Origin of the sequence: Photobacterium sp. Alg240-V54 (assembly GCF_900537155.1) — a bacterium.
In the GTDB taxonomy this organism is placed as follows: Bacteria; Pseudomonadota; Gammaproteobacteria; order Enterobacterales; family Vibrionaceae; genus Photobacterium.
On record NZ_UNRL01000001.1, the window covers coordinates 1,055,170 to 1,073,586 of the forward strand.

Consider the following 18,417-nt stretch of genomic DNA (forward strand, 5'->3'; position numbering starts at 1 on the left):
GTAGTTAACTCTAATATCCGCGCTCGGATCTGACTTACCTGGTCAATTAGGAATTAATAACATGAAGAAAATATTCAAAGGGGTGACCACACTAGCATTCGCACTTTCAGCATTTAATGTTTCGGCAGCAAATGATGTGCTTAACGTTTACAACTGGGCAGAGTATATGCCAACAGATGTAATCAAAGCCTTTGAAAAAGAATATGATGTCACTGTCAACTACTCTACGTTCGATAATAATGAATCAATGTACACTAAGCTCAAGCTACTTGATGGCAAGGGTTATGATGTTGCATTTGCATCAACGTACTTTATTGAAAAAATGGCCCGTGAAGGCATGCTTGCAAAAATAGATAAAAGCAAGATGCATCACTTAAATGACATCTATTCAGGCCTAATGAAACAACCTTTCGATCCTAACAATGACTACTCATTACCTTATGTATGGGGCGTCACGGGGATTAGTTACAATGCTGAAGTGATCACCAATGATCAGGTAACTAGCTGGAAAGATTTATGGAACACCAATTTTGAACAACAAGTAATGTTACTTGATGATGTTCGCGATGTGTTCGGTATGGCATTACGTGCCCAAGGCCACAGCATTAATAGCACTAACGAAGCTGAAATTAAACAGGCTTACGAAAAGTTACGCCAGCTGCGTTCAAACGTGGTGGTTTACAATTCTGATGCACCGCATGTCCCTTATGTTACAGGGGAAGCCATGATCGGTATGCAGTGGAATGGTAATGCCTTTATGGCGAAAAAAGAAATGCCAGAATTGAAGTTTGTTTATCCTACAGACGGTGCAATTTTATGGATGGATAATTTTATCGTCCCGAAAGGCAGCGAACATAAAGAGCTTGCGTTCAAGTTTATTGATTTCTTTATGCGACCAGAAAACCAAGCAAAAATTGTTGAAGCGCTTGGATTCCCAGCACCCAACAAGAAGGCTAAGCAGTTTTTACCCGCTGAATTACAAACGGATCCAATGATTTTCCCAACTGACGAGCAAGTCAATAATGGTGAATTCACAAATGACGTTGGTGATGCGGTAAATATTTACCAAAAATACTGGCAAATGCTAAAAAGCTAATTAGCTAAGAGGCTACGGTTAACCATTAACTGTAGCCTCTTGCGTTTACAGCATTAGATTAGTTAACAACTAAACCTGCAGTATTCAATTGTGGTAGTAAATCGCTAATAACACGTGGTTGATTCCAATCAATACGAATCAACTTAGTACCCATTTTGCGACATGCTTGAGGTAATACCGCATCATGAAATGCATCGATATCACTAATATAGCCAAGATCTAATCCCATCTCTTCAACACGACCACGCTGACGCATACGCTGATAAGCTATCTCAGGATCTGTCTTTAAATAAATACAATAATCAATGGTTGGATATTGATTAATTTGACTGATCAAGTGCTGATAACACGCCATATGTTTAGCTATGTCTTCAGCTGTGCTGTTGTAATTGGCAATACAAGCATGAGTAAAGACCAAATCACTCAACAAAGAACGCTCAATAATATAAACCCCTTTCGGATTCAAATTATTCAGTAACTCAGCGCGTTGTGCTGTGATATAACATTGAAAATTGCTGCGCGCAGTAACGTTAAAAGGGTCACGTGTAAATTCACCTAATAGATGTTGAAATTCAGGATCAGTATCTACAGGTTCTAAAATAGCTGTCGCGTTTAGTGCTGCTGCGAGTTGAGGGAGTAATGTCGATTTACCAGCACCGATATTACCTTCTACACATATAATTTGGGGCTTATCCAAGAATCTTTCCCTCTAAAGGTTTAGCGATAAAAGAACCATGTTTTGGTTCTCTTTACGTTTACCAATGCTCTAAACCCGACATTCTGAAACTAAACGCCGCAAAAAACCATCCCTTATATACTGTTTGGTGATTAATAAACCAAAACAGTATGCTTTAAGCGCCAAAGTAGAACTAAAACTAGCATCAATATCTATTTAGCAACACTTTACTCGTAAGCAAAAAGTCACATTGAACCAAACTATGTCTTAGTCACTAATATATCGCTGATATAAAATGAGATTGAAAAATAGCAACCTCATGATAGCATCAACAAAATATTCATATTCTGAGATAACTTAATGTCATTTGAGGCTGCCATCGCGTTCTTTGGTGCTATTTTCATTTTTGCGATCACTCCAGGTCCTGGTGTATTTGCCATTCTTGCTAAAGCAATGGTAGAAGGCCCCACAAAATGTGTCATGATGGCATTAGGCATGGTATGCAGTGATTTACTTTACTTACAACTTGCTTGTTTTGGATTAGCTACCATTGCTGAAAATTGGTCAGAAATATTTTTAATTATTCGTTATCTCGGTGCCGGTTATTTAATCTATCTTGGCTATAAGATGATAACTGCATTTACACACAATCAACCAAATGCTGAACAACAAAAAACCCAACAAACAGCCTTCGCCAGTTTCGGACATGGTTTTTTGATTTCAGCATCAAACCCTAAAGTTATTTTGTTCTATGTTTCATTCTTACCGACTTTTATTGATTTAACCCACTTAAATCGCAGTGATATTGTTTTAGTTTCGGTCTTATCTTCGATCGCATTAATGACTGCGATTATGCTTGTTGCTTATGGCGCTTCACGATTAGCAAAAGTGATCAAAACGCCAACAGCACAACAGCGTCTAAACCAAACGGCTGGCGGTATTATGATTGCAGCAGGGGCCTATTTAGCGGTAAATAAGTAGCACCGTCATTCCCTACAGTGAGGTTACGAACGAGATAGGGAATCTACTATCCACGCGTCGTAGAGTGTCTGTTTCCGTTGAATTTTAACGCATGCTCACTGCCGTCTTTAATGCTCAAACACGTGATGAATAGATCACGGATAGTTCGTACCTCTCTTCCGAGATGACGGATAATAACCAGTGTTATTACCTGTAGTATTGTACGAATGACATTCATCGCTATTCCCTACAATAAGGTGACGAACAACCACCCGTCATTCCCTACAGTGAGGTTACGAACGAGATAGGGAATCTACTATCCACGCGCCGTAGAGTGACTATTTCCGTTGAGTTTTAACGCATGTTCACTGCCATCTTTAATGCTCAAACACGTGATGAATAGATCACGGATAGTTCGTACCTCTCTTCCGAGATGACGGATAATAACCGCTGGGTATTCATTGTAAAAAATATATGCAAAAAATCCTCACATTGCTGACGAGGCTTCGTTGTGTTGTGAAGCGGACGGGACTTGCCATTCCGAAAATCAGCGCGACCCTCGGCGTGACAGGTCAATGATTCGCACTTATGTCACCATTTATCGTATCTGGCATTTATTATCTAAGTTTTTAAAACTACAGATGCAAAAAAGCCTCGTCATTGCTGACGAGGCTTCGTTGTGTTGGCGGAGCGGACGGGACTCGAACCCGCGACCCCCGGCGTGACAGGCCGGTATTCTAACCAACTGAACTACCGCTCCAATTCTGTATGAAACTCGATTAAATCAAATTTCTAGAATATGGCGGAGAGATAGGGATTTGAACCCTAGATACGCTATAAACGTATGCCGGTTTTCAAGACCGGTGCTTTCAACCACTCAGCCATCTCTCCAATGGCGCGAATAATAGCGAGCTTAGCCTTAGCTGTAAAGTCTTTTTTTTACAAAAACAGTAATTTTATTATTACTGATATTGTTTTTTAATCAAAATCATTAAAAATCGATCTTTACGCTGATAAAACCATCTTTTTCATGTTGTTACCCATTTATAAATAGGGGTTAGACAAAATGAACAATGGTTTGAATTAGCTTGGTGGCTAATTTAGCCGTCTGATTATCGTAATCATACTCAGGGTTCAATTCAGCAATGTCGACAATCTTAACTTTACCGCTTGCCATTATATGTTTAATTGCCCATTCAACCATTGATAAACTCACGCCATGCATGCGCGTCATATTAGCCCCTGGTGCTATTGATGACGAAAACACATCCAAATCTATGCTTAGCTGAATACAATCAACATTATCTATAAAACTGTCCAGTTGCGCCTGAATCTGTTTTTTATTGCGAGCTGTCATTTGATTATCTAGCAACCACTGGCAGCCAAGATCTTGTGCTAGTTTAAACATCGCTTGTGAATTAGCATGATCGCAAATACCTAAACCAAGAAAATCAAAATCGCGTTGCTGCTGTTTGCTATAACACCATGCTGCATGAAATGCAGAGCCAGCCCGTAACGACAATGATGGTCTTAGCTCAAAATGGGCATCAAAATTAATCACCCCCACACGAGGAGCGGTAAGCGTTGGTTGTGTATCGGCACTAAAATCAGACAATGCCTGATAACTGGCGATTGATATTTCATGGCCACCACCGAGAACAACGGGAAAATGACCATCACGTAAACCACGCAACAACAATTGATGTTGTCTGTGACTTACTGCCGCAAAGCTATGATCATCAATAGTTTGTTCAATGTCACCGGCATCATAAAAAGGCAATGCCGTTTGTGGATGAGTGCGCGGAAGTATACGCCGAATACTGGCAGGACCTTCTTTGGCTCCTTGCCGACCACGGCCCCAATCAACATTAAGATCTGAAATAACCCCCACTAACATCACACCAGGTTGGCATTGTTGAGTATAAGGGCTGATGAGCGTATGTTTGCGATGATATAGCATCGGTTTTTGAGGCTCATTTTTAAATAATTTTTTTAATTGTTCGACTAACATACGCTTACCTTCCCTATCTACTTTGCCTTTATAAACAACACACCCTAGTGTTGTGGTGGTAATGCTCTTGCTGCTTGTAATACACACATTACAATTTTATTTTTGCGGCTATTAATACGCTCTGCAGGTGCCATAACACTAACAGCTCCAACCACTTTATTACCCACAAACACAGGAGCACTGACACCAGAAACACCGACATCAATTTCTGATGTACTAATAGCAAAACCATCTTGTTTAATAAGATCTAACTCGGCAATCCAACTATCTATCTGTTGCTGTTCGGTAATATCGTAATGTTCTAAAATCGTTAATTGGCGTGCTAGTGGTAAATAAGCCAAAATTACTTTCGCAGAGGCACCACGGATCAATGGCTGACTTTGACCTTTTTCATAACTACAGCGCAATGCATACGGGCTATCAATACTATCAACACATAAGGCATTAAATCCCACCGCAACCATATAAGCTGACATCTCGCCAGTTTGCTGCTGTAACCGCTTTAAAATCGGTCTTACGCCATCAGGTAATGGTGAATTCATTTCAAAATTACGCTGAAGTTGTAATGCAGCAGGGCCGGCACTATAAGTATTACGACCATGATTTTCCTCTATTAAATTCCAATCACGAAGTAACGCTAAATAGCGATATACGCTACTTATTGGCATTTCCATTTCGGCACTGAGTTGTTGTGCTTGTAACGGCACATTTGACGCCGCAATGTGAATAAGCACTTGCAACAATTTTTCATTAGCACTGAGTGAATGAGTCACAGGTAGGTCATCTCTAATTTGTGTGATGATTATTTGTAACTAATTCTATCGCTAACGACAAGCTTAATTCTTACATAACGAGAAAATATGGGATTTAACTATTATTTTTTATTACATTGCGAGAAATAAGCCTATATTTGAAATCTTTCACTCCAAAAATAAAACCAAGAGTTAGTGTTTTTAAGCCCCGTTTATTATTTCAACGTAAACATAAAAAAAATCGACTTTACTTCGTATAAATACAGATCTAACTAGCCATAACAGGGAGGTTACTGGTAAAATCTGCACAATATTGACCGTCTAAAACAGTAAAAGAGAGTGATTCCTCATGGGAAGAAAGTTCGAAGTACGCAAATTGTCTATGGCAAAAACCCAAGGCGCTAAGATCAAGGTTTACTCTAAATACGGTAAAGAGATCTACGTTTGTGCTAAGAACGGCAGTCCAGATCCAGATAGCAACCTAGCACTTCGCCGTCTTATTGAAAAAGCGAAAAAGGATCAGGTACCAAGCCACGTTATCGACAAAGCAATTGATAAAGCGAAAGGCGGCGGCGGTGAAGATTACTCAACTGCACGTTACGAAGGTTTTGGCCCAGGCAACTGCATGGTTATCGTTGACTGTCTAACAGATAACAACAACCGTACTTTCATGGACGTTCGTCAAGCATTCGTTAAGAACCATGCAAAAATCGGCAGCCCTGGTACTGTTGGTCACATGTTTGAGCATCAAGCAGTATTTGAATTTAAAGGTACTGACGAAGAAGTCGTACTTGAAAATCTAATGATGGAAGACGTTGACGTTACTGACATCACTTGTGAAGATGGCGAAATTACCGTTTATGCTCCTCACACTGAATTCTTCAAAGTTAAAAATGCACTTACAGCAACAATGGCTGATGTTGTGATTGATTCTGAAGAAATTGCTTTCGTTCCACAGACAATGACTGAATTGGCTGGTGACGATATTGCAATGTTTGAGAAATTCCTTGATGCACTAAACGATTGTGATGACGTACAAAACGTTTACCACAATGCTGAAATGGCAGACTAAGTTAGACTGCTATTTTTCACAAAAAGGTCACTTCTGTGGCCTTTTTGTTTATCTATACTTATCTACCGCCTCGCTTAATTACTACTTTAATTGGCCTTTACACTCCCCTCTTCGCTGATGCCATAATTTTGATAATTAGTTAGATATAATATTGACAAAAAACATAACTATTCTACTTGTTGCTGTAATTATTTAAGCCTATAACTAATTGTAATATTAATTTATGTTCAATGAATGTGGCTTATTTACACGGGAGTTAAAGGATAAATATGAATATTTTAATTGTATTAACGTCTCATCAAAATTTAGGTGAAACCGCCGCTAAAACGGGTCTATGGCTCGATGAATTTACAGTGCCGTTTTACGCCTTTAAAGATAATAACTACACCGTTGCTCTCGCCTCTCCTAATGGTGGACAAGTGCCGATTGATCCCAAAAGTGATACTCCAGAGATGCAAACAGAATCTGTTCTGCGTTTTAAAAATGATCCTGACGCCATTACACAATTAGCCAATACATTGTTATTATCGACCATAAATCCTGCCGATTATGACGCCGTGTTTTATCCTGGCGGTCATGGGCCACTGTGGGATCTATCACAAGATAGCGCATCACAAAAGATCATTGAATGCTGTTATCTGAACAATAAACCGACAGGTTTGGTTTGCCATGGACCAGCCGCATTAAAAGCCCCTAAAAATCCTGATGGCAGCCCATTAATCAACGGTAAAAATGTCACTGGATTTAGCGACAGTGAAGAAGCTGCCGTTGGCTTAACGAGTGTTGTGCCTTTTTTACTTGAAGATATGTTAACTAGTCAAGGTGCACATTATAGTAAAGGGGCTGATTGGCAGAGCTATATTGTTGTCGATAAAAATCTCATCACCGGACAAAATCCAGCATCAGCTCAAGCTGTTGCCGCAGAAATAATTCGCCAATTACAATAGTATTTAAAAAGCCTAGCTATTTGATTAGCTAGGCTTTTAATATTCAGACACCGGACGTTATAATTTAATTATTATTCAGCGGCCAATGCTCAAAATAAATATGGTTTGCTTGCCAATCCACTTTCTGCTGATTATCGGCTAATAAATAACGTGCAACAGTAAATGCGAATTCAAAACTGACACCTAAACCACGCCCAGTAATAAATTGGCCATCAACCACTACTTTCTGTTTTATAAATTGACCATCGTCGAATTTTTCAGCGAGTTTATCACCGGTTGTATACGTGCGGCCTTGCAATAAATGATGTGCTGCAAGTACTTTTGCGCCAGATGAGCATAATGCACAAATATACTTATTAGCTTCAATATGACGCTTTAAAAAAGCAATGACATTGGCATTAGCTGATAAATTATCAGTGCCTTGTGGCCCACCGGGCATCATTACAGCATCATAAGTGGTGTCGAATTTATCTGCTAACACATAATCAGCACTGATTTTAGTTTCAAAATAAGTATTAAGCGTGGTGGTTGCCATGCAAGACAACACGTCTACTTTAATATCTAAACGGCGCATAATGTCGATAAAAACAACCGCTTCGCCTTCCTCAAAACCATCGGCAAGCAATACCGCAACATGCTTTACATTGGTCATCATCAATCCTTATGCTTTCGCCTGAGCAATCATTGCACACACTTCACGTACATTGGCGGCAATCAAATCCCAGTCATGCTGCGTAATAGCACTTGTTGGCGCTATCCAAGTACCACCACAAGCAATTACTTGAGGAATAGCTAAATAATCACTTAAATTTAGCGGTGTAACGCCACCTGTAGGCATCAATTGAATTTGGCTATAAGGCCCAACCAATGATTTAAGCATATTGATGCCACCTGACGCCTCTGCAGGGAAAAACTTAAGCGCACTTACACCTAATTCTAATGCTTGCTCAACTAAACTTGGATTATTAACTCCAGGGATCATCTTAATATTATTGACTAAACAATATTTTACTGTGGTTGGATTAAAACCTGGGCTAATCACAAAATCAGCTCCAGCCGCAATTGCAGCATCGACTTGCTCTGTGGTTAATACTGTTCCTGCGCACAATACAATTTGTGGATAAGCGGCGCGAATTAAGCGAATAGATTCAGCTGCAGCTGCCGTTCTAAAGGTAATTTCCGCAGCTGGCAGACCATTTTCGACTAATACTTTAGCAAGTGGTACCGCATCAGCTGCATTTTCAATTTGTATAACAGGCATTACTCGCAATGCACGCAAACGATCAATCCATTCATTTGTCATCATAATTACTACTCATTAAATCCGTTAAATATTGGGTACATTGCTGTGGAATAATTGCCCCACGATGTTGAATTACTTGTGCTGCGAGGTTATTGCCCCACTGACAACATTCAGCCATTGGTAAACCTGTTGCCCATGCCGCGATATAAGCCGCATTAAAAGAATCGCCAGCGGCGGTGGTATCGACAACCTCATCAATTTTATTACCATCAACAAAACCATGCTGACCGGCACATGACCACATTGCGCCGTTACTGCCTAATTTCACCACCACTTGTTCGACACCTAAACGGTGCAAACGATCAGCAATAACCGTTGCCGGCGTATTAACTTCACCCCGTAATAAATCTTCATCATCAGCGGTCACTAATGCAATATCGGCTAAACGATATAATTCTGATAACCATGTTTTAGCATGCGTGGCACCATTCCATAATCGCGGCCGATAATTAGAATCAACCGCAATTTTACAACCTTCAGCTTTTAAGCGAGCAAGCGCTTCAATCAGTTTAATTTTGCCATGTTCCGGTAAAACCGCCAAAGAGATCCCTGAGAGGTAGATCAAATCATAGCTTTTTAGTTGTGCCATAATTTGTGAAAACTGCGTATGCTCACACATATAACGTGCTGCAGAATCATTGCGCCAATAGTGGAAACTACGCTCTCCTTGTGAATCAATTTCAATCGCATACATTCCTGGTAATTTATCACGGTCACGCATTACAAATCGGCAATCAATGCCTTGTTGTTGCCATGCATCAATCATCGCATGGCTGTAATTATCGATACCAAGTGCAGTGATATAACAAGGCGAGCTTTGCGGTAGCAATCGAGAAAGGTAAATGGCGGTATTAAGCGTATCGCCACCAAAATTTTGCTGTTGAGTCGTAAAAGGCGTGCCGCTTAGTTCAATCATGCACTCACCAATAATGGCGATGTTGTGCTTTGTCGCTACATTCGAATATGTCATTTTTCTTCACCTACTGGCTAGTATTAGCTGGCAGAAAAAAGGCCATGAGTGCTTGAAATGGGAGCGCAATCATGGCCAAAAAACATCATCACTCAACGTTATAAATGTAATACTGAATAAAGTAAGGCACTTTAGGGGGCATCTGTATTACATTGTGTCATCCATGGCGAGAGGTTCTAGTTTGTGGTTAATTACGCTTTTCCTTCGCTACCACATACACGAATTTTATTCTGAATAACTTGCTTCATTGCCGCTTTACCCGGAATAATGTAATGACGTGGATCATTCGCTTGTGGGTGCTCAATAAAATATTGTTTTACAGCATCAGCAAACGCAATTTTAAGTTCAGTGGCTACGTTTACTTTGGTAATACCTAATTCGATACAACGACGAACGTCTTCATCAGGCACACCTGAAGCGCCATGAAGCACTAATGGAGTATCTGTTTTACTGCGAATAATACCTAAGCGATCAAAATCTAACTGTGGCTGCTCTTTATACATACCGTGTGCAGTACCGATTGCAATCGCTAATGAATCAATACCCGTTGCATTAATAAATTCAATCGCGGCATCAGGATCGGTATAAAGTGCATCTTTATCTTCCACAATAAGATCGTCTTCTTGCCCGCCTAAACGGCCTAATTCAGCTTCAACTGAACAATCCCATCCATGACAAAATTGCACGACTTTACGGGTAATATCGATATTGCCTTCAAAGCTATGGTGAGACCCATCAATCATTGCTGATTTAATACCTGCCTCTACTTTAGTACGAATATCACTGAATGACTCATGATGATCCATATGCAGTGCAATTGGCGTTTGATAAATATGGGCAGCTTTAAGACATATACCCACCAAGTAATCAGTACCCGCGTAAGAATAAGTACCAGGCGTTCCAGCAAGAATAACTGGAGAACGCATCTCAGCCGCCGTTTCAAGAACTACTTGAATTGTCTCTAGATTATGAATATTAAAAGCTGGGACGGCATAGCCACCTTGCTGCGCTTTCAACAGCATTTCACGCGAAGAAACCAAAAACATAAAAAACCTCAAACCTTCCGTTAACTTTCGATTTAAATCATATTCGAAAACAAAAACAAATAAAAAGATCTGAATCACATAATCACTTTCAAATCGAAAATAAATAACAAAATGAAATCAAAAGAAATGTGCCATCTTTGATGAATAACAAGTAATACCTTTACGCAATAAGTTATTTTTCGGTCTTTGTGCTCGCCCGAGGATCTTTTCTAACCAGTAATGACGCGAGGATTGAGATTCTAAACACCGCGATAATGGACTTTGTTCGCTGAGATAATCATTTTTAAAGACCACCATCACCTCTTTCGTTTCGAAAACGCCCATCAGTTGTGCATTAATAGCAGGTAATGAAAAATTAAAATCACCTTGCTCGATAGGTAACGGTTGTTGTTCTGCCTGCCACAAACCACAGCGTTCACCACAAAATAAAGCGATATTCAGCGCGCGTAATGACCAAAAACTACTTGCAGGCCCACTATAGTTATCAACCAGACGGGTATCATCACCAAACAGCCCTTGGGTTGGTGCGCCATGTTGCATCGCACCATTACTGATAAAATATTCTAAACTGGTCGCAAATGCGCGTTGAGCTTCACCTGCAGAAATCACCGCACTGTGTTGATCAACGGCCATAATCAAAGGCGCTGCAGCGGCAAGACGATAGCAAGCACTACGACCAAAGAAAGGTAGGCCTTCAGCAGTAAAGAAATAGCGATATTGGCTGACAAAATCCGCTAAGGTTTGATGAATAAAGTCGCGATCAAAATTGGCATCGATTTGATCAAGCCAATAAAGCGAATAATGAAATCCCCATGCGTTGTAGTAATCATAATTGCCTTTAGCACCATCACGGAACCAACCATCACCCACATGAAACTCTTTAATTCGTTGGTACTTATCATAAGCAACACTATCTTCGCCAGTGAGTGCTTTAATAACTAATTGCACCGTTAGTGGAAATAAATGCCAATTATTATCAACAGTTTGACAGTGGTTAACTTGTTTAAACCAGGTAATGATTTGCGCTTGTTGTGCTGCTGTTATTTGTTGCCAAACATATTCACGGCTGAGCCATAATGCCAATGCTAAATCGGCACTTTCACAAATACGCTGATCATAGTCGTGTAATTGGCCCCAATAGCCAGCATGTTGTGGGTTTGTTCCCGCTAAAAAAGCCTGACGTAACATTGTCACAATATCTAACGGCTTATCATTTAAACCGACTAATGGTTGTGGACCATGGTGACTTAACCATGCCGCTAACGTCGGTAATACTCTGCTGGTACCTTCCATCGCATCTGTACGAGCATTTTGTTGACTTGGACGTCCCGGATAATAAGCATGGCTATAATCCCACACCGAATAATGTTCAAACGCTTCAGCAACATAACGCACTAAGTGTTGGCACTTGTTCTCAATGCTTACATTAGGTTTAGCAAAATAATCTGCTACCGCTGCATCATTAATCGAGTAAGTCGTCGCTTTCATTTTTAAACGCACTAGTCGCTGTTTAAATAATTGCACATACATCGCAGCCGTTGGATGTTCATAGGCAATCGTTGGTCGCTCGATGGCTGAAATATTTTTCGCTTTATAAGGCGGTGACAATACTGTGTTTAGAGAGGTTTGTTCGATATTGACTTTAGTATCAGGTGCTGCAACTGTGGCTTGTACATCATTCATTCTTGTTATCCTCCATGAACAATAACGCACCACAATCATATTGATATTACTTCAATATAATGGCAGTGCGATATATTTGAGCAGTTATTAACCTTTTGCTGATTCTGTTAGTACTTGGTAGCGATCTTGTCCCCATGCAACAGGCTTTGGTTTATCTTTGATCCACTCATAGAAAGCTTGTTTCATTTGCTTCACTTTTTGTGGATATTGCTGAGCCAGATCTTTTGATTCACTTGGATCAAGCTTGTCATTAAATAATTTCACGCTATTGGTGCCATCATCATAGAAATACAATGCCCAGTCTTGATCTCGAATTGCCCATGAACCTTTAGATAATTTTTCTAAATTTGGGTTTTTAGGAATGTCATTAGATTCATAGGTGATCCATTTCCAGTAGCCATGCCAGAACGCATCGTTTTCTGCGCTATAATGCTTCGCACCAGGGCCTGCCCAATAAATATATTGATGCGGCGATTGCTGCGTTTTACCTTCAAGCACAGGCAAAATATTTTTACCGTCAAGCTGCATTTCAGCAGGGATCTTAATACCCGCAGCAGTCAATGCTGTAGGAAGAATATCTAATGCCGAGATCAGAGTATCGTTAGTGCCACCAGCAGGAATATGTTTAGGCCAATATGCCACAAACGGTACCCGTACACCGCCATTGTACATCTGGCCTTTATAGCCACGATCCATACCATTCATTGGCATTGGCGATTCATGTACTGCGCCATTATCAGATAAGAAAAATATCAGTGTATTGTCTAACTCACCTTTTTTCTTAAGCAGTTCAACTATTTGCCCAAGCCCCTCATCGGCAGCATTGATCGCCGCAAAATATTTATCGGCTTCAACATTACCAGTATTAAAACGCTCCATATATTTCGCTGGTGACGCTTCTTCCAATGGAATATGTGGCACACTAAAAGCGAGGTTAATAAAGAACGGTTTATCGTCACTTTGCTCGATAAATTGCAACGCTTCATTGGTTAAGTTGTGGGTTAAATAACCCGGTGCTGGAATGTTTTTACCATTTTGATAAATAGCAGGTGAATCCCATAACGCGGCACCAGAGGCGTAAAAACTGTAAGAATAATCAAAGCCACGGCTTTCTGGCGCATATTCTTTTGGGGTTACCGGTATTTGGTTATCATGGTAATCACGGGTTTTATTATTATCAGCAACAGCATTTTTACTGCTAATTTTAGCATTGTGCCATTTACCGATATTAGCGGTGTTATAACCGTTCTCTTGAAATAATGCCGGTAATAATTTGATATCTAGCGGTACACCTTGCAGAGCATCATCATTACTGTAAGTACCAAAACTGGTTGGATAACGACCCGTAAAAATACCTGCACGTGAAGGACCACAAACCGGATGAGCCACAAAAGCGTTGGTCATTTTCACGCCTTGCTGAGCGAGACTTGCAACGGTTGGCATTGCCCGCTTAGCTGCATCGACCATTTTATCAAAATCACCTTGATAGCGAACGGGTACTGGGCGTTCAGCTAAGGTTTTTTTATTCAAACTGTCTAATGCAAAATCTAACTGACCTGTCCCCAGATCGTCCATAACTACTAATAACACATTGGGCTGTTTCTCAATGGCCGTTGTTGGAGCAGCGTTTGCTACAGCAACAGAGGTCATGCAAGCAGCAGCCACAAAACTTGCAATTATTGTCTTCTTCGTCGAGGACAGGTTCATTGTATACTCCTTGTAATATACTGCTGTAACACACAGCAATACGTCTTAAAATTCAATTTAATGATCAATATTATGCTGAGCGTAATTGGGCTAAATAAGGCAATGCATCTACCGCAGTTCCGCCTTGCTGAATCGCCTGACTCATCATATGCATTGCAGGTGCGGTATGGCGGAAGATCTGTTGGTATGAGCGACACAAATAATTTTGTTTATGCTTTTCGCCTGCCACAGTCACCAAGCGGTGTTTCGGACAACCGCCATAACACAAACCATGGACCTCACATTGCTGGCATTGTTGGGTCAATTTTTGCGATTTCGCATTTCCGAACCGTTGTTGCTGTTTACTGGTGGCTAACTTAACCAGATCGGTATTAGCAATATTGCCCAGTTTATTAGCGGGATAAACATAGTGATCACACGAATAAATATCACCATTGGCTTCAATCACCATCGCTTGACCACACTGTTTTGACTGCACACACACAGAAGCGGGATAACCAAGCCATGTCGCTAAAATACTGTCAAACATGCGTACAAACACTGTACCAACATCGTGCTGTAACCACTCATCAAACACCTCACTCATAAACTGACCATAACCATCAGCAGGCACAGAAAAATGGGTTAATGGTGCGTCTTTTTGCGGTGAATAATGACCACTACTATCGGCCTGATATTGAGGTTGAACTTCAACAATAGGAATAAACTGTAAGTGGCGGGCGCCTAATGAAGTTAAAAAGCGGTAGGTTTCACGGCCTTTGTTCCAATTTTGATCATTGATAACCGTTAGAATATTAAATTCAACCTGATATTCTAAAAGTAATTCAATCGCTTTTTTAACCCGTTCAAAAGTAGGTTTACCATTAACAGATATACGATATTTATCATGAACATCTGGCGTACCATCAACTGAGACACCGATTAAAAACTTATGCTCTGCAAAAAATTGCGCCCACTGACGATTTATAGCTACCGCATTAGTTTGAAAACTATTGGTTATGTTTTTCCCTGCGCCATATTGGGCTTGGTATTTAACCACGTTACGATAAAAGTCTAATCCCGCGAGCGTCGGCTCTCCCCCCTGCCATGAAAAGTCGATATCGTTACTATTTTGACTGGCAATATAATGACGTACATAACGCTTTAGGGTTGCATCTGACATTTGATCACTACTCGCCACAGTAGCACTTGAAGTCGCAGTATTTACAGTCGAGCTACAACGGTTAGCACTGGTATTACCGACAACAGTTTCTTTTTCTAAATAGAAACAATAATCACATTTTAAATTACAGCGATAACTGGTTGGCTTAGCCATCATATGAAAACGTGCTTGCTGAGACGGAAATGAGGACTGCGCCATAATTAACCTTTAAATGCTTTCGAAATACTGATAAGGCATCATACGAAAGAAAACGAAAGATTAAAGCGGCTAAGATCACAAACAAAACAAAATGAAAGATAACGTAAGTTTTTTTATCAAAAAAACACCAAATGAAAAAAACCGTCACCAATAGAAATTGTATTATCTATTTAGTGACGGCTATATCAGTGACTCAATAATTAGTCAGCAGCAACTCTTTTTAGTGTAAAGGCATAACTTTGGCCAACTAACCCATCGACATTAATCATCAGATTTCCCTGACCATCAAGCTGCAACCGTTGCTCAATATCAGTTTCAATTTCAACCGGCTTATGCAAGCTGAGATGTAACATTGTTTGTGTTTGTAATGGATCACTCACCGCAAGCTTTAACTCACGATCATCTTTTTCAACCATCAGCGCCATTTTTGAAAATGCACTAAGCTGGTTAGTGACTTTAACACCTTGATCTGTCCATATATTAGCAGCAGTTATAGCTTGATCTTTATGGGTGACAATATGGGCTAAATTATCGTTACGACGTACTTTAATCGGCATTTCATCAATAAAATCTTGTACATCCTCTTTATCAGCATTAGGCATTAATACATAAGCATAGTGATCATTTGCAGCTGTTTGTGCGATAGTTGCAGCAACAAAATTGGCGCTAACTTGTCCACTATGTACACCAACATCACTCCAATCACCTGTTCTTAACTGCTGTTCAACGGTGACAGTTGTTGGTTTTAGAAATACATAGCTAATATCACTGTCATCAAGCTTGCTATTAGTCAGAGTTAATGTGCGTAACTTCATAGTATGGTTTAACTGTGGTTGCCAGCGTTTACCATTAACAAACAACTTATTGTTACCGACATCGGCTAATTTTCGGTTCATTACAGTAGTGGTTATATCTGCTGGTGTCGTCGACTTAATATCAGAACCAAGCATCACAATTTCATCTTCAAACATAAACCATGATTTGTTAGCCGTGAGGGTATTATTCCAATTACTGAACATCATTCCCGCAGCACCAATATCATCAAAACGTAGCGAGCCAACCCAATCCATTTGTGTTTGACGCCCTCCTCTAATTTGATTGCGCTGACCATCACAATCAGCCATTACTTGGTTATCAACCGTGGTACCTTCAAGGCGGTAACGGTTTACTGCTGGCCAATAATTGTGGTAATGATCAAGTTGACCATTATAGAGGTAACCCATGCCATCACCGGTGAACCACCCTTGTTTATTTTCATTATTCATACACTCAAAATTACCTAACCGACTAGAGTGCATCGCTAAACTGAAGCTCCAGTCATCACCACGATAGACCGCCCGATCCATCGCTGGGTAGTTAAAGAATCCTTGCTGTTGTTGTTCACCATTAATAGTGGTATCAGCCACGAGTACTTTTGCTTTTTGGTAATTGCCGACATGCTTAATCGAGGTGAACAAGTCAAAAGATGTGTCTTGAGTAATTTGAGTTTTAATCAGATTTTGCAACTGTGCTTTTGCCTGAGGCTCAGCACCATCAATATAATGCAATAGTGATGCAATGACTAAATGGCCCACATGATGACCTTGTTCTTTGGGTCGAGATATTGCACGTCCATTGACAAATTCCATCATGCTACCGCGCTCTAATAATGGCGCGTAACTTTTAAAAATAATCGGATAAATATTTTTAAGTACTGGATCAGTTGCTTGCCAAGGCGATCCTGCGACTAAATCTAATTGTGCACCGAGGCCATTGAGTAACACATTGCCGTAAGTACCGTTATAGGCAATATCATAATGCTGTAAAAAACTACCATCACTATAAAAACCATCACTGGTTGTCACTTCAGCCACAACAGGTGATAAAGCGGCAATAGCAGCTTCTATTTCAGCGCTATTGTTATCTAGAATACCGCGCAGAATAACCACTTGAGTATTATCTGTACGGTTCCCCCCTGTCGATAAACGGTAATGAGGATTACTTGACACATCAGCACCAGGTCCGGCACCTAAATGGGTAGCTTCTGGCGTGAAATAACGGGTGGCTTGCGTGTGAGCAGTAATTAATTGTGGCGGTAATTGGTCATATAACAATACTAAAATATTATGAATATCTTTTGGCGTACCCAGTTCCCAATGCCACCAGTTACCCCATTCTTGCGCGCCAACTTTATAATAATGTTGATTTAGAAATGCCATACCATCAATAATGGCACTCAGTAATTCAGCATTATTCTGTAACTGCCCATCACGTAAATGGTAAGCTTTTGCCATATCAAATAAGCGTTGATAAGAAGCACGAATATTGGCACCTAATACTTTTTTGCCAGCATCCGTTTGTAGATCTAATACCACATCACTCCACAAACTAGTGCGGGTAGAATCAGTTAACATTGATGACCAATATCGATCTGCGGCATTATTGGTTGTAATAACGGTTTGTTTTAAAGTGTCATCAAAAGGAATAGTCGCATCACCAAGAAAGCTCGTCGCCCAACGTTGGCGTAATGCTTGATACTCCACTAACGGCTGTGATTGTTGATGATTAACTATCGAGGTAGCGTTAGGTTGAGCAAATACAGAGGTAGGTACGATCAATGTTGATAACGCTACGGCAATAGATACCGCTAAATTAGCATGTTTCATTATTCCTTTATCCTTCCGTTATTAATTTTCGTTTGGTTACGATAAAGGATAAAATGAAAGCAAAAAAGCACTGATATCACTATTTCTCGATCAAAAAATGGCCATTATTTTACTTTTAGCCACAACATCACAACTGAAAGTTGAATATCTGTAAAAGCGAAAACAATGACCATTATTAAACTAGCTATA

15 protein-coding genes and 2 tRNA genes are annotated in these 18,417 nt (G+C 40.2%); 4 read left to right on the forward strand and 13 right to left on the reverse strand.

What is annotated here, in order from left to right:
- Positions 1–61 precede the first annotated feature (61 nt).
- Positions 62–1,096: a PotD/PotF family extracellular solute-binding protein gene (locus tag G6R09_RS04555; protein ID WP_065167150.1), complete on the forward strand. Its 1,035-nt coding sequence runs from the start codon at positions 62–64 to the stop codon at positions 1,094–1,096.
- Between the two features lie 58 nt (positions 1,097–1,154).
- Here G6R09_RS04555 and G6R09_RS04560 read toward each other — a convergent pair whose 3' ends face one another.
- Positions 1,155–1,793 (reverse strand): deoxynucleoside kinase, encoded by a 639-nt coding sequence (locus G6R09_RS04560; RefSeq protein WP_163920727.1) that lies wholly within the window; start codon positions 1,791–1,793, stop codon positions 1,155–1,157.
- A 339-nt stretch (positions 1,794–2,132) separates the two neighbouring features.
- On the opposite strand from G6R09_RS04560, the gene G6R09_RS04565 reads away from it, so the two are divergent.
- A complete protein-coding gene (locus G6R09_RS04565; protein WP_163920730.1) occupies positions 2,133–2,753 on the forward strand; it encodes a LysE family translocator in 621 nt (206 codons plus the stop codon).
- A 662-nt stretch (positions 2,754–3,415) separates the two neighbouring features.
- Here the strand turns inward: G6R09_RS04565 and G6R09_RS04570 are convergent.
- From G6R09_RS04570 to G6R09_RS04585, 4 genes are all read right to left on the reverse strand, one after another.
- Positions 3,416–3,492: transfer RNA gene (locus tag G6R09_RS04570), tRNA-Asp, on the reverse strand.
- 40 nt (positions 3,493–3,532) lie between these two features.
- Positions 3,533–3,623, reverse strand: a tRNA-Ser gene (locus tag G6R09_RS04575).
- A gap of 166 nt (positions 3,624–3,789) precedes the next feature.
- Positions 3,790–4,743, reverse strand: coding sequence for a formimidoylglutamase (locus G6R09_RS04580; RefSeq protein ID WP_163920733.1), 954 nt, complete (start codon positions 4,741–4,743; stop codon positions 3,790–3,792).
- Between the two features lie 44 nt (positions 4,744–4,787).
- Positions 4,788–5,516 carry an IclR family transcriptional regulator gene (locus G6R09_RS04585; protein ID WP_205522977.1) on the reverse strand — a complete coding sequence of 243 codons (729 nt, stop codon included), beginning with the start codon at positions 5,514–5,516 and terminating at the stop codon, positions 4,788–4,790.
- Between the two features lie 328 nt (positions 5,517–5,844).
- On the opposite strand from G6R09_RS04585, the gene G6R09_RS04590 reads away from it, so the two are divergent.
- Both G6R09_RS04590 and G6R09_RS04595 read left to right on the forward strand, forming a co-directional pair.
- A complete protein-coding gene (locus G6R09_RS04590) occupies positions 5,845–6,567 on the forward strand; it encodes a YebC/PmpR family DNA-binding transcriptional regulator (RefSeq protein WP_065167155.1) in 723 nt (240 codons plus the stop codon).
- Between the two features lie 269 nt (positions 6,568–6,836).
- Positions 6,837–7,514: a type 1 glutamine amidotransferase domain-containing protein gene (locus tag G6R09_RS04595; RefSeq protein ID WP_065167156.1), complete on the forward strand. Its 678-nt coding sequence runs from the start codon at positions 6,837–6,839 to the stop codon at positions 7,512–7,514.
- A 64-nt stretch (positions 7,515–7,578) separates the two neighbouring features.
- Here G6R09_RS04595 and G6R09_RS04600 read toward each other — a convergent pair whose 3' ends face one another.
- From G6R09_RS04600 to G6R09_RS04635, 8 genes are all read right to left on the reverse strand, one after another.
- Positions 7,579–8,166 carry a DJ-1/PfpI family protein gene (locus G6R09_RS04600; protein WP_163921093.1) on the reverse strand — a complete coding sequence of 196 codons (588 nt, stop codon included), beginning with the start codon at positions 8,164–8,166 and terminating at the stop codon, positions 7,579–7,581.
- A gap of 9 nt (positions 8,167–8,175) precedes the next feature.
- The gene (locus G6R09_RS04605; protein ID WP_163920736.1) at positions 8,176–8,820 is read right to left on the reverse strand and encodes a bifunctional 4-hydroxy-2-oxoglutarate aldolase/2-dehydro-3-deoxy-phosphogluconate aldolase; all 645 of its coding nucleotides are present in this window, start codon (positions 8,818–8,820) and stop codon (positions 8,176–8,178) included.
- Positions 8,807–9,787: a sugar kinase gene (locus tag G6R09_RS04610; RefSeq protein ID WP_065176565.1), complete on the reverse strand. Its 981-nt coding sequence runs from the start codon at positions 9,785–9,787 to the stop codon at positions 8,807–8,809. Before G6R09_RS04610 ends, G6R09_RS04605 begins: the two co-directional genes overlap by 14 nt.
- Positions 9,788–9,978: 191 nt before the next feature.
- The gene (locus G6R09_RS04615) at positions 9,979–10,833 is read right to left on the reverse strand and encodes a tagatose bisphosphate family class II aldolase (protein ID WP_163920739.1); all 855 of its coding nucleotides are present in this window, start codon (positions 10,831–10,833) and stop codon (positions 9,979–9,981) included.
- Between the two features lie 117 nt (positions 10,834–10,950).
- The gene (locus tag G6R09_RS04620) at positions 10,951–12,516 is read right to left on the reverse strand and encodes a DUF2264 domain-containing protein (RefSeq protein WP_163920741.1); all 1,566 of its coding nucleotides are present in this window, start codon (positions 12,514–12,516) and stop codon (positions 10,951–10,953) included.
- An 87-nt stretch (positions 12,517–12,603) separates the two neighbouring features.
- Positions 12,604–14,223: a sulfatase gene (locus tag G6R09_RS04625; protein WP_163920743.1), complete on the reverse strand. Its 1,620-nt coding sequence runs from the start codon at positions 14,221–14,223 to the stop codon at positions 12,604–12,606.
- A gap of 70 nt (positions 14,224–14,293) precedes the next feature.
- The gene (locus tag G6R09_RS04630) at positions 14,294–15,583 is read right to left on the reverse strand and encodes an anaerobic sulfatase maturase (RefSeq protein WP_163920747.1); all 1,290 of its coding nucleotides are present in this window, start codon (positions 15,581–15,583) and stop codon (positions 14,294–14,296) included.
- Between the two features lie 200 nt (positions 15,584–15,783).
- The gene (locus G6R09_RS04635; RefSeq protein ID WP_163920750.1) at positions 15,784–18,228 is read right to left on the reverse strand and encodes a polysaccharide lyase 8 family protein; all 2,445 of its coding nucleotides are present in this window, start codon (positions 18,226–18,228) and stop codon (positions 15,784–15,786) included.
- Positions 18,229–18,417 lie beyond the last annotated feature (189 nt).

Coding starts and splice junctions, on each gene's coding strand:
- G6R09_RS04600 (WP_163921093.1), bottom strand. CDS start 8,166: ATGACCAATGTAAAGCATGTTGCGGTATTGCTTGCCGATGGTTTTGAG.
- G6R09_RS04625 (WP_163920743.1), bottom strand. CDS start 14,223: ATGAACCTGTCCTCGACGAAGAAGACAATAATTGCAAGTTTTGTGGCT.
- G6R09_RS04605 (WP_163920736.1), bottom strand. CDS start 8,820: ATGATGACAAATGAATGGATTGATCGTTTGCGTGCATTGCGAGTAATG.
- G6R09_RS04610 (WP_065176565.1), bottom strand. CDS start 9,787: ATGACATATTCGAATGTAGCGACAAAGCACAACATCGCCATTATTGGT.
- G6R09_RS04635 (WP_163920750.1), bottom strand. CDS start 18,228: ATGAAACATGCTAATTTAGCGGTATCTATTGCCGTAGCGTTATCAACA.
- G6R09_RS04615 (WP_163920739.1), bottom strand. CDS start 10,833: ATGTTTTTGGTTTCTTCGCGTGAAATGCTGTTGAAAGCGCAGCAAGGT.
- G6R09_RS04630 (WP_163920747.1), bottom strand. CDS start 15,583: ATGGCGCAGTCCTCATTTCCGTCTCAGCAAGCACGTTTTCATATGATG.
- G6R09_RS04555 (WP_065167150.1), top strand. CDS start 62: ATGAAGAAAATATTCAAAGGGGTGACCACACTAGCATTCGCACTTTCA.
- G6R09_RS04590 (WP_065167155.1), top strand. CDS start 5,845: ATGGGAAGAAAGTTCGAAGTACGCAAATTGTCTATGGCAAAAACCCAA.
- G6R09_RS04595 (WP_065167156.1), top strand. CDS start 6,837: ATGAATATTTTAATTGTATTAACGTCTCATCAAAATTTAGGTGAAACC.
- G6R09_RS04620 (WP_163920741.1), bottom strand. CDS start 12,516: ATGAATGATGTACAAGCCACAGTTGCAGCACCTGATACTAAAGTCAAT.
- G6R09_RS04565 (WP_163920730.1), top strand. CDS start 2,133: ATGTCATTTGAGGCTGCCATCGCGTTCTTTGGTGCTATTTTCATTTTT.
- G6R09_RS04580 (WP_163920733.1), bottom strand. CDS start 4,743: ATGTTAGTCGAACAATTAAAAAAATTATTTAAAAATGAGCCTCAAAAA.